Below are 12,381 nucleotides of genomic sequence, written 5' to 3'. Positions count from 1 at the left end.
GCGTTTGTATCTTCTAATCTCTACGGTATGCACAGTCCGTTTTTCCACAGGATTCACATCCCTTTATCTCACAGCGGTAAGGCTTTCCGCTGACTCCCATCACCGCAGTGACGGACTTGGAAGGGGTCATGAGAAGGCTGTCCGTCAGCATGATACCGATCCTTTTAGGCGTTTCCAGAACTGTAGTAATATCCTTTTGGCACTCTAAGCGGAAGTCTCCGTAGCCTGGGCTGAACCTGGGTCTTAAGTACAGGCTCCTGTCCTCATATTCTTCCTTCAGTTTCCGGTTTTCCTCATCACAATATTCCTCTATCATGGCGGCTGCCGCCGCCTGCATGGTGACTGCCTTGCTCATCTGCAGTTTTGTATATTTATGCAACAGCACATCCACCCCTGCACCTAACGTAGCGGCAAATAAGATCACCTGTTCACAGTCCTGTAAATTCCGGCTTAAATTCCGGCTTCTGGTCTTAAATACGGTAAAATCGATCCAGTCATCAGAAAGCAGCTCCAGGGGATAAACCCGGCTTATGCTTTTTGGAGATGCCGCAGCCATTAGTTCCCTGATACATTCCTCAATCAGGGTATTTACAGCTTCATCACCTTCATTTTTCCCGTATCCCAGATATCGCCGGACCTCTCTTCGGCTGATTTCCATTGCTGTTCCTCCGTTTTTTCATTTTAAATGGGTCCGCTCCTTTTTGAAAGGAGCCGGACCCTGGTTAAAAGAATCACAATATCTCGGAAAGGTTCTCCTTGATTTTTAACGCCACATCCGGCTTATTCATGGAATAAACATGGATGGCATTCACTCCGTTGGCGATAAGGTCAATGATCTGTTCTGTGGCATAAGCAATTCCCGCCTGCTTCATAGCTGCCGGATTATCTCCGAACCTGTCCACTATGGCCTTGAAACGGGAAGGCAGATAAGTACCTGAAAGCTGGCAGCTTCGGATGATCTGCCTTACATTGGTGACAGGCATGATTCCTGCGATAACCGGAACCGTGATTCCCTTTTCCCGGATGCGGTACAGGTAATTGTATAAAATATTATTGTCAAAAAACATCTGGGTGGTAACAAAATCACATCCTGCTTCCACCTTCTGTTTTAAGTAATCCATATCAATGGTCTTGCTGGCGGATTCTACATGACCTTCCGGATAACAGGCCGCGCCAATGCAGAAATCCCCTGCTTCCTTTATTTCCCTGATCAGCTCAGAGGCATAATGGTATTCCTTTTTAGCAGGAGCATCGGTAGGCATATCCCCCCTGAGAGCAAGCACATTTTCAATTCCAGCCTCTTTCAGTTCATCAAGAACCTGGTGTACCTTATCTTTGGTGGAGGTTACACAGGTTAAATGAGCCAGAGCCGTTACATGATGCTGGTGATGAAGTGCAGAAGCGATATCAACGGTATATTGGCTGGTTCCTCCGCCTGCTCCGTAAGTGACGCTCATAAAAGCTGGTTTCAGCTTTGCGATCTCTGACGCAGCCTGTTCCACTGATTCATATTTATCCTCAGTTTTGGGAGGAAACACTTCAAAGGATAGGGTTGGCTTTCCCTGGCTCAATATATCTTTTATTTTCATGCTCTGTCTCCTATCTTTCGTTTCATCATTGACGCCCGTGTACTTTGGGTTTAAAGGTATACCCGAAAGGTGGTTCATCATTAATGGGTGTTTTCCCTTTATCGCCCATGCCCAAAGGGCTGCTTTTTATTATTTTAACACTTTACCACAAAAGACTGCTTCCCGCAATAGGTTCTGCTTACGTTTCCTGACTTTCCATCACCTGAGGATTGCTGTAAGAAACGTAAATCCTGACCTCATCCTTGGTAAGATAAAGGTTGATATCAAACAGCCCTTCTGTAATAAATACTCCATCTTCCTGCCATTCTCCGGTTACGGCCTGTTCCATAATAGCCGGAATGCTGCTTTCTTCCTGGGGGATACCTGCTCCTGTTTCTGCAAGACTTAAGAACTCACCTAAAAAGACAAGGGAATTATCCCTGTCTTTCAGGGAAGAAATATAATCATGAAGTTCACCGGTAGCAGTATCATAATTAATATCCACATACTGATATACGTAATCTTCATCGCCTGGATCCAGCTGACTGGTAGCCTCATCTTCAAAAGTGAAGCTTTCCACGGTTTCATAATAGGATATGGGGCCGCCCTCTTCTTCAAACTGATAATTATCAGAATAAACAGCACCCTCTTCTATCTCATAGCCATAGTTGTTTTCGTTAAAAAACTGCCCCATGGAAGCTGCCACCTGCCTACCGTCAACCGGGAAATGATCATAGCCGGTACAAGACTCTCCAATCGCCTTCACATCCTCTTCTAAAAGCTCGGTAAAGCCGGAATCATCATATGGAACCGCTGTCTCAAAGTTACTGATCTTTTCGTCCGTTACGGCCCGGTTTACCGTTCCAATGATTCTTGGAAGAACATTTATAAGAACAAACAGAGCAACGGATATCACTACAGGCACAGTGGAATTCTTCCTTCCCTTTTCCTTGCCTGGCAGGGAGGGCTGCGGCGGATTATGGCTGCCGGCAGGCTTAGGGGAAGGTCTTCCCACATTTTGCCTGGGGGTAACCGGTCCTACAGTCGTACTTTTCCGGCCTGTCGGTCCCTGTACATTCCTTTTCTGCGGCTTTCCTGCTCCGTCAGCCTGATGAACATCATGGCTGCTATGATCCGGACGTTTTTCATTCAAATAATAATCTGCCTTCCATAAAAGGGGCTTCCGGACCACCTTCCTGCACCGCGGGCAATAATTCGCCTCATTAACCGGAAGATCACAAACCGGACAAATCTTTTTCATCATTTCAAAATCCCTCCTTTATCCCAGTACCAGATGAGCCACGGCAATTTCGTCGTCCTCCCTGAATCCCTGGGCGCAAACCTGTATATCATAAACATATTTCTCCTGAAGTCCGGTAATGAAAGCAATCTCAGCAATATTCTTTCCTTCCTGAGCCAGCACCAGCACCTGATGAACATCTGCAATTGTCTTTTTCAACAACTCATCCGATTGACCAAAAGGCACAAGATCAGCCGCTTGTTTATCTGACTCTGTGATAAAATCTTCCAGAGACAGGCTTCTTCCATCTTCTCTGCTGTTGTAGTAATCCTCTGAAATCTCCCAATCCTGTTCTCTCTCTGACATTCTGCCACTCCTTTCATCTTTATTGCCCATGCTTTTTGGGCATAAAGGTATACCCGTAGGGTGTTTCATCTTTATTGCCCATGCAGTATATTTCAAAAACAGACAGGTTCATCGGAACCTGCCTGATTATGTAATCTGATAAATTTTATCTTTTATTTCTTAAAAAATCAGGAATATTGATCTGAACTTCCTTATTCACAGTCGGGCGATAAGGCTGTCCGCCTCCCTGGGGAGCACCCTGAGGGTTATTCTGCCCCGCATAATTCGGCTTCTGATAATTCCCTGCACCGTAGTTCTGATTTCCATAATTCTGGTTATTATAGCTGCTGTTATTATTTGGATAATTCTGATTGTTGTAAGCTGGATTGGAATAATTCGCATTCCCGTAATTGGGATTATAATTCTGGTTATATCCAGGGGTCGCTGCAGTAGCGGCTGCTTCCTGATTCCCTGCCTGGGTCTGAGGTGCTGCTTTCGGCTGTTTAAAGTTAGGGTTGGAAAAATTCGTCATGACCTTGGATACAGGAGTCTCAGCCTGCATGTCCAGACCTGTGGCGATCACGGTGATGCTGGCTTCATCATGAGCATTCTCATCATACATTGCTCCAAAGATAATATTGGCATCATCTCCTGCCATTTCCTGAACGTAGCTGGCTGCTTCATTGGCCTCAACCAGGCTGATATCACCGGAAATGTTGATGATGACGTGAGAGGCGCCCTCAATGGTGGTTTCAAGCAATGGACTGGATACCGCCTGCTTCACGGCTTCCAATGCCTTCTCATCACCCTTTGCCCTGCCGATACCGATGTGGGCAATGCCTTTATCTGTCATGACAGTCTGTACATCTGCAAAGTCCAGGTTAATAAGTCCGGGTACATTAATTAAATCCGTAATGCCCTGTACGGCCTGCTGAAGAACTTCATCTGCCTTTTTTAAGGCATCCGGCATGGTAGTACGTCTGTCTACGATTTCCAGAAGACGGTCATTAGGGATAACGATTAATGTATCTACACTCTCTTTTAAACGCTCAATACCGTTAACGGCATTGCTCATACGGGTTCTTGCTTCAAAGCGGAAAGGCTTTGTTACAACACCGACGGTAAGAATTCCCATATCTTTTGCGATCTTAGCCACAACAGGTGCAGCTCCGGTACCGGTACCGCCTCCCATTCCGCAGGTAACGAATACCATATCCGCGCCCTTCATGGTCTGAGCCAGCTCGTCTGCATTCTCCTCTGCCGCTTTTTCACCGATCTCAGGCTTGGCACCTGCACCAAGACCCTTGGTCAGCTTCTCTCCGATCTGCATGGCTGTAGGAGCCTTACAAAACTGCAAAGCCTGCTTGTCCGTGTTGATTCCAAGAAATTCCACACCAGCTATATTCTCATCAATCATGCGGTTGACCGCGTTATTTCCAGCACCGCCTACTCCGATTACCAGAATTCTTGCGGCATTGTCCGCCTCATTTATCTTAATCTCTAACAAGATTATATCCTCCTTTAACCATAAACAGCTTACTCTATAAACCTAATTAATATAATATTTGATTTTACCAAAAATATCAACCACTTTTTAAACAAAATTCCAAGCAAATTATGTAAATTCATTAATTCTTCACAAAACGGTAAGATGTGACTGTTTCCGCCTCATCATAGGTATCCAGATATAGAGTCCCTGACAAACCTTCTAAAACAGGAAGCTGATCCTTCAGCTCAGAGATTTTTCCATTCATCTGGTCATAGCTTCCAAGGAAAACACGGATATCTCCCATAACAAGAGTAGCGTCCCCCCGGGAATCATAACGGATCTGGTCAACAGGAATTGCCTTCGTTGATAAAAGCTGAGTCAGGTTTAGAATTTCATTGAAAATCTTCCCCTTTTCCACCGGAAGGGGCTGGTGCAGGGCAATATGCCCAAACTGCAGCCCCGTGACCCAAGGAACTCCTTCCAGCTTTCCGCTGGAACTTTCTACCACGATCCCGTCCTTATCAAAATACATATAGCTGCCCATATAGGACACATAGCCTACCACCGATTTCTCATAGACGATCACTTCCACTCTTACCGGGCTCAGGAATACGATTTTATAATCTTCTACAAAAGGGATCTGTTCATGCTTCTTAAAACGATCCTTATAGAGACAAAAAACCGCATTCCGGTCCCAGCTGTCCTTGAACAAAATATCAACGATCTGTTCCGATGTATATTTTTTATTACCGCTCACCGTAATATTCCTGATCTGCAGCGACAAAAAAATGGCAGTTCCCAACAAGATCACGGCAGCTGTGATTCCAAATTTTATTTTTCTTCTGCTCTTTTTTAAATCATTCATTGCATCCCTCTGATCGCTGCACCAAGACTGCTCAAGTCACGGCAGATGTCTTCATAACCTCGTTCAATATGATGGCACTCATGAATCTCAGTCACGCCCTCACATGCCAGCCCTGCAACTACAAGAGCCGCGCCTCCCCGCAGGTCCGTAGCTGTTACGCGGTTTCCCTTTAAAGGATAAAGTCCGCGTATGTCAGCCCGCTTCCCCTCTATTATAATATCTGCGCCAAGCTTATGCAACTCCTTTGCAGTTCCAAATCTTCCCTCAAAGATCGTTTCTTTAATTCTGCCGGTACCTTTTGCAGATGCCATGACCGCCATTAACTGGGACTGAAGGTCCGTGGGAAAGCCCGGATAGGGTTCTGTTATGACATCTACACAATCGGGGCGTCCCCTCATGGATACTTCCAGGCAGCTTTCATACCGTTTCAGTTCCGCGCCCATTCTATCGGCAAGAGAGATGGCGGAAGCTAAATGTCCGGGTTGAATTCCCTGTATTACGATATCTCCCTCAGCAGCCATGACAGCCATTAAATAGGTTCCTGCGACAATTCTGTCTCCTGCCACTGTAAATTCAGAATCACAAAGCTCACTTACGCCTGTGACTGTCAGAACGGAAGTACCGGTTCCATGTATGTCAGCCCCCATATTGTTTAAAAATTCACATAGTGTGATGATCTCCGGTTCCTTTGCTGCTCCATGTATCACGGTTATCCCCTGGGCATACACAGCTGACATCAGGGCATTTTCCGTAGCCCCCACGCTGGGAAAGGGAAAATAAATATGGCTGCCTATTAACCGATTTGCTGACACTATAAGCTTATCACCCTTCTCCTCAATGATCGCACCAAGTTTCCGAAAGGCAGATAAGTGTAAGTCTATGGGGCGCTCTCCAATGGAACAGCCACCAGGGAAGCTGGTGACCGCATTGCCAGTCCTTCCAAGCAAAGGACCGGAGAGCATGATAGAAGAACGCATGCTTTTTATATACTCTTCCGGTATCTCCGCCTGAGTCAAATCACGGGCATCAATTGTCAAGGAATGGCCGTCAAAGCAGCATATACATCCAATATGCTCAAGTATCCCCAGCATACAGAACACATCCTGTATCCTGGGGACATTATGAATCACTGTTGTACCTTTATGGAGAACCGCTGCTGCCATCATGGGCAGAACAGCATTCTTAGAACCCTGAATTTTTATCTCACCTTTTAAGGATCGTAACCCCTGGACCTGTATGACTGACAATCCGGTACCTCCCATGGCTTCTTATATACTATCCTATGTTAAAAGTGAGAGAATGTTTTCACATCCCATTATTTTTCCAGCTTTATCTGGTTGGAAACGCTTAAAACCATGCCCATTTCCATCATCAGAAAAAGAACAGAGGTACCTCCATAGCTGATAAAAGGAAGGGTGATACCAGTATTTGGTATGGTATTGGTTACAACCGCAATATTTAAGATAACCTGTATGGCAATATGTCCCATAACCCCTACAACAAGCAATGCCCCAAATAAATCCGGTGCATTATCCGCAATGAGCATGAACCGGTAAATCATGAAAAGGAATATCAAAATTACAGAAACCGCTCCAAAAAGCCCAAGTTCTTCACAGATGATGGAAAAAATCATATCGTTTTGTGCTTCCGGTACAAACCCCATCTTCTGTATGCTCTCTCCCAGTCCTCTGCCTACCAGTCCGCCGGAACCTATGGCATAAAGCCCCTGAAGCACCTGATAACCTCCGGTGGAGGGGTAAGCCTCCGGCTCCAGCCATACCAGGATACGGCCCAGCTGGTAATCATGAAGAATATTAAGCTTTTCCAGAACAGCAGCCATTGGCCCGGCAAAGGCCAGCGCGCCTACGCCTGCAAGACCACAGACAAAAAACGGCCATTTCTTTTTACATGCCACAAACAGCATGACAAAAGCGATCCCAATGATGATGATTCCGGAGCTTAAGTTATTTGCCGCTACGATTCCCGCTATAGGGAGTGTCGTCACAATAACCAGAAGCACGCCATTTCTCGTGTTAATATTCCTTCCCATCTGAACAATCAGAACAGCAAGCATGACAATCAGAGCAATTTTTACAAATTCCGTAGGCTGAAAGGAAAGGCTTCCCACTCCCAGCCACCTTCTCTTACCGTTTACTTTACGCCCAACTAAGGATACGGTAATCATCAAAACATAAGAAAGAGCGTAAGCAAACACAGCGAATTTCGCGTACCAGTGGTAATCCAGTTTGGATATCACAATCATGATAACAAAGCCTGCCAGGGCTATCTTGGCCTGCCTCATCATGAAATAAGCGGCGTCATTGAATTTTAGCTGGGCTGCATAAGAACTGGCGCTGTAAATCATGACCAAACCAAAAACAGACAGAAATATTACAGTAAACAAAAGACTGTAATCATAAAAACGGCGCGGTTTGTTTTTTTTCTTCACTGGCCCTTTTTCTGCCATATCATTCCTCCTCGCCAAACTGTTGATTCATTTTTATTTATATATAATCCACCATGCATTCATCATTTGGCGGAAGGGCACCGCCAAATGATTCATAACGGGCATTCGCCCTATAGAAACATGCATAAAATATATGCTTAGTGAGCAAGCTCCCACGCATATATTTTATGCATGTTTCTGCATGGTTCATTGCTTTTATAAATTTCTGACGCTTTCCTTAAAGATTTCGCCGCGTTCTTCATAGCACTTAAACATCCCCCAGCTGGCGCAGGCCGGAGATAAGAGCACATGATCTCCTCTGTTGGCATAAGAAGCACATACCTTTACTGCTTCCTGCATATCTTCCGCATACATTACATTCGTAAAACCATGTCTGGCCGCACACTCGGCGATCTTTTCCCTGGTCTGCCCCAGAAGCACCATGTATTTTACCTTACCGTCAAAGGATTCAATCCACTCGTCGTACTGGGAGTTCTTATCGTAGCCTCCTGCAATGAGCAGCGTAGGCCCTGGCATGGCTTTTATTGCCTGGATTGCAGCGTCCGGATTGGTTCCTTTGGAATCATTGTAATATTTCACTCCGGCCTTTTCCGCAACAAATTCAATCCGATGCTCTACCGCCTTGAACTCCCTGATCACCTTGCTTATGATCTCCATGGGCACTCCCATTTCAGCGGATACAGCGGCTGCGGCCATGATGTTCTCATGGTTATGGCGGCCTAAGAGCTGTACCTCGCGAATGTCTGCGATCTCAGTCCTCTCCCCATTGTGGTTTCGGATAATCCTGTACCCATCCATGCAGTAGCCTTCTTCCAAAAACTGGCGGCTGCTAAAATAAACAGCCTTGGGCTTGATGGCGGTTCCAAATTCACGCAAAACAGGATCGTCATAGTTTAAGATACAAAAATCCTGAGGTCTCTGATTTGATGTGATTCGTTCCTTTACTTCTATGTAGCATTTCATGGTTTTATGACGGTCCAGGTGGTCTGGCGTTATGTTCAGAATCGCACTCACATCCGGACGGAAGCCGGTGATCGTCTCAAGCTGAAAGCTGCTGACCTCTGCTACCGTTACCGAATCCTCAGTCGTCTTTAATGCTTCCTCAGTATACGGGACCCCGATATTGCCCACTACAAACACATGGTCATAATATGCTTTCATGATTTCCCCGATGAGGGCCGTAGTGGTTGTCTTACCATTGGTTCCAGTGATTGCCGCCAGCTTTCCTCTGGCATGGTGGTAAGCCAGCTGGATTTCACTCCAGACCGGGATATCCGCCTCCTTAAGGACAGTTACAAAGGGGGCCTCTAAGGAAATGCCGGGGCTTATGACACATAAGCTTACACCTGTAAGATCTTCCTTTTTAAGCTCTCCCAGTAAAACTGAAACCCTTCCCTCTTCTTCGAACTGATGAAGCAGTTCCTCCTTATGAAGGGCAGCATTGCTGTCGTAAAGAATTACTTCATCGCCTGTTTTAAGGATCAACCCTACGGCGGCAATGCCGCTTTTTCCGCTGCCGGCAACTAAAATTTTCTGATTCATATAGTTTCTCTCCTATAATCCAAGGTATGCAAGCATGCAAAGAACCGCAGTCACGATAGCAAATACAGCTACCACCCGTGTTTCCGACCAGCCGCACAACTCAAAATGGTGGTGGATGGGGGCCATCTTAAAAATCCTCTTTCCGCCTGTTCTTTTAAAATATGTCACCTGAATGATAACGGATAATACTTCGATCATATAAATAAAACCGATAATGGCCAGGAAAACAGGAATCTGCATCATAAAGGCGCTGGAAGCAACAAATCCTCCAAGTCCAAGGGAACCGGTGTCCCCCATAAACACCCTGGCAGGATACACATTAAATAACAGAAATCCCAAAAGACTTCCCACAACCGCTCCGGTAATGGGACTGATGCCGGTATTTTCCCCGATAGAAACCACAGTCAGGAATGTCGCCACCAGAATGGTAACACTGGTGCAAAGCCCATCTAAGCCATCGGTAAAATTTACACCATTATCAGTCCCTATTACGAGAAAAAATACCGCCGGTACGAAGAATATTCCCAAATTCAGATACAGCCCTTTTTCAAAACCTCCGGTAAAGGGAATTAACATTCCCGTTCCCACATCCTTTGAATGGAGCAGATAATAGGCAAAGATTCCTGTAATGATTAACTGCCCTGCCATCTTTTGAATAGGCGTAAGTCCCTCTGACCGCTTCATCACGATCTTAATGTAATCATCAAGAAACCCAACGATACCAAATCCAACTGTCACAAAAAGCACAGGAATGATCTTCGGATATTCCCTCACATAGAACAGCGATGTAATGATGATGCTGGTCAATATGATAAGCCCTCCCATGGTCGGAGTACCCTGCTTTTTTAAATGGCTTTCAGGTCCTTCCTTGCGGACCTCCTGGCCAAATTTTAATCTGTGAAGAAATGGTATTACAATGGGACACAGCATGGCGCTGATTGCAAATGCTATGATGATTGCCAGAATCGTTTCGTTAATCATGTCACACCTCAATATTTTATGTATTTGTATTTCAAAAGTACACAGTAAGTAGTATACGTCTTTTTGCCTGAATAATCAACCATAGATTCGAAACGCAGAAGCAGATTTTTCCTCGGTTGGCTCTATTCCCAGATATGGAAGAATATTCTTAAAAATGTCGGCAATCACCGGTGCAGCTATGGTTCCGCCGTAATAAATCCCCTCAGGTTCATCGATTGTAATGAGAGCAATCACCTGGGGATTATCCGCTGGTGCAAAGCCTATAAAGGATGAAATGTACTTTTTTAAACTTCTTGGAAGCTTTTCAGAGGTTGCTGTTTTTCCGCCCACCCGATAGCCGTCGACCTGCCCTCTTTTTCCGCTTCCTTCCGCCACAACCTGTTCCAGGATATAACGCATAGTTTCGCTGGTCTGGGCAGATATGATCCCTTCGCTTACCGGATAAGTAAATTCATGGACCGAAGCTCCGTCGGTGCTTACTGACTTCACTCCAAAATGAGGTGTCACACGGTTTCCACCATTAATGATGGCAGAAGCGGTTGTAATCAGCTGCAGAGGCGTGATCTGGAAGGACTGGCCAAATGAAACGGTTGCCAGCTCCACAAGCCCCATATTATCCTTTTTATGCATAATGGTGGATGCCTCGCCGGGAAGATCGATTCCGGTCTTTCCTTTTAATCCGAACTGCTCAAAATACTTATAATAATTATCTACGCCAAGACGCTGTCCTACGTCGATAAGAACTGGGTTGCAGGAATTCATCATACCCTGGAGAAACGTTTCCGAGCCATGGCCGCCCACTTTGTGACATCTGATTTTACGGTCCTCTACGACCCGAAAGCCCGGACATGAAAAATGGTCATCAAGCTTCACCACTCCGGCTTCCAGCCCTGCAGCTGCGGTAACGATCTTAAAGGTGGATCCTGGTTCATAGGTGTCATTAATACAGGGATTCCTCCACATCTTGTTTAGCAAATCCTGCTTTTCTTTGTCAGATGCGGGAACTCCGGCGTCTGCATTTAGTGTAAACGGATCATTTAAATTAAATTCAGGTGCATTTACCATTGCCATAATTTCCCCATTCTGAGGATTCATAACAATTATTGACACTCTTTTTGCGCCTTTTTTCTCCATCACCTGATAAGCAGCCTGTTCGCAATAACGCTGGACATTGACATCCAGGCTGATATGCAGATCCTGTCCCGCCACAGGCTCGATCCTATCCTCCGCTGCATTTTCTATTTCAATTCCTGCTGCGTCAGACATGGTCAGGATTTTACCGTTAAGGCCTTTTAAATATTGTTCGTATTTTACCTCCAGACCGATGATTCCCTGATTATCTCCCCCCGTAAATCCAAGAACTGTGGAGGCAAGGGTGTCATAGGGATAATAACGCTTGTAATCCTCATCCACTTTTACACCGTCTAAATGGTAGGACCGGATCGTGTCTCCCATAGCCTTGTCTACATTGGTTTTAATAATTTCCCTTGAACTGTACTTTTCTACCTTTTTCCGAACTTCATCCTCCTGAAGACCAAGCTCCTTTGAAAGGACTGCCACAACCTCATCTGCTTTTCTGATCTGGTTATGTATGACCGATATGGTGCACACCGTCCGGTTGGTGGCAATGACGGTTCCATTGGCATCAATGATAGTTCCCCTGGCGGCTTTAATGGTCCTTTCCCGTTCATGAAGGTCCAATGCCATGGCACTGTAATGTTCCGAACGAAAGATCATTAGAAAAATAAGCCGCCCCATAAGCCCTGTCATGGCAAGAAATAACAGGAAAAACAGGATGGCTATTTTTTCTCTGTGATGTGTCTTATTTGAACTCATGCACTGCTCCATCACCATTATTTCTACAGTATATGAATTTCAGGACTT

The 12,381-nt window shown here is 45.4% G+C and carries 11 protein-coding genes; all 11 read right to left on the bottom strand.

Annotated elements, in window-relative coordinates; all coding sequences use genetic code 11:
• Positions 1 to 13: 13 nt before the first annotated feature.
• On the bottom strand, positions 14 to 658 hold the full coding sequence (locus tag H171_RS04910) for a vitamin B12 dependent-methionine synthase activation domain-containing protein (protein ID WP_100304149.1): 645 nt from the start codon (positions 656 to 658) through the stop codon (positions 14 to 16).
• Between the two features lie 73 nt (positions 659 to 731).
• Positions 732 to 1,589, bottom strand: a complete 858-nt coding sequence (gene metF, locus H171_RS04905) for a methylenetetrahydrofolate reductase [NAD(P)H] (protein WP_100304148.1) — start codon at positions 1,587 to 1,589, stop codon at positions 732 to 734.
• A gap of 178 nt (positions 1,590 to 1,767) precedes the next feature.
• Positions 1,768 to 2,832: a hypothetical protein gene (locus H171_RS04900; RefSeq protein ID WP_100304147.1), complete on the bottom strand. Its 1,065-nt coding sequence runs from the start codon at positions 2,830 to 2,832 to the stop codon at positions 1,768 to 1,770.
• A gap of 15 nt (positions 2,833 to 2,847) precedes the next feature.
• A complete protein-coding gene (locus H171_RS04895) occupies positions 2,848 to 3,174 on the bottom strand; it encodes a hypothetical protein (RefSeq protein ID WP_100304146.1) in 327 nt (108 codons plus the stop codon).
• A 145-nt stretch (positions 3,175 to 3,319) separates the two neighbouring features.
• On the bottom strand, positions 3,320 to 4,660 hold the full coding sequence (gene ftsZ / locus H171_RS04890) for a cell division protein FtsZ (protein WP_100304145.1): 1,341 nt from the start codon (positions 4,658 to 4,660) through the stop codon (positions 3,320 to 3,322).
• 121 nt (positions 4,661 to 4,781) lie between these two features.
• A complete protein-coding gene (locus H171_RS04885; RefSeq protein ID WP_025233629.1) occupies positions 4,782 to 5,507 on the bottom strand; it encodes a cell division protein FtsQ/DivIB in 726 nt (241 codons plus the stop codon).
• Positions 5,504 to 6,754, bottom strand: a complete 1,251-nt coding sequence (gene murA / locus H171_RS04880; protein ID WP_100304144.1) for a UDP-N-acetylglucosamine 1-carboxyvinyltransferase — start codon at positions 6,752 to 6,754, stop codon at positions 5,504 to 5,506. The genes H171_RS04885 and murA overlap by 4 nt, the downstream gene beginning before the upstream one ends.
• Positions 6,755 to 6,822: 68 nt before the next feature.
• Positions 6,823 to 7,974, bottom strand: coding sequence for an FtsW/RodA/SpoVE family cell cycle protein (locus H171_RS04875; protein WP_100304143.1), 1,152 nt, complete (start codon positions 7,972 to 7,974; stop codon positions 6,823 to 6,825).
• 195 nt (positions 7,975 to 8,169) lie between these two features.
• Complete coding sequence (gene murD / locus H171_RS04870; protein ID WP_100304142.1) at positions 8,170 to 9,516, bottom strand: UDP-N-acetylmuramoyl-L-alanine--D-glutamate ligase; 1,347 nt, start codon at positions 9,514 to 9,516, stop codon at positions 8,170 to 8,172.
• A gap of 12 nt (positions 9,517 to 9,528) precedes the next feature.
• Positions 9,529 to 10,497 carry a phospho-N-acetylmuramoyl-pentapeptide-transferase gene (gene mraY / locus H171_RS04865; protein WP_100304141.1) on the bottom strand — a complete coding sequence of 323 codons (969 nt, stop codon included), beginning with the start codon at positions 10,495 to 10,497 and terminating at the stop codon, positions 9,529 to 9,531.
• Positions 10,498 to 10,572: 75 nt separating this feature from the next.
• Positions 10,573 to 12,333: a peptidoglycan D,D-transpeptidase FtsI family protein gene (locus H171_RS04860; RefSeq protein ID WP_100304140.1), complete on the bottom strand. Its 1,761-nt coding sequence runs from the start codon at positions 12,331 to 12,333 to the stop codon at positions 10,573 to 10,575.
• Positions 12,334 to 12,381: the final 48 nt, after the last annotated feature.

It is taken from the genome of [Clostridium] celerecrescens 18A (assembly GCF_002797975.1).
Taxonomy (GTDB): domain Bacteria; phylum Bacillota; class Clostridia; order Lachnospirales; family Lachnospiraceae; genus Lacrimispora; species Lacrimispora celerecrescens.
This window is presented reverse-complemented; position numbering and strand designations above follow the sequence as displayed.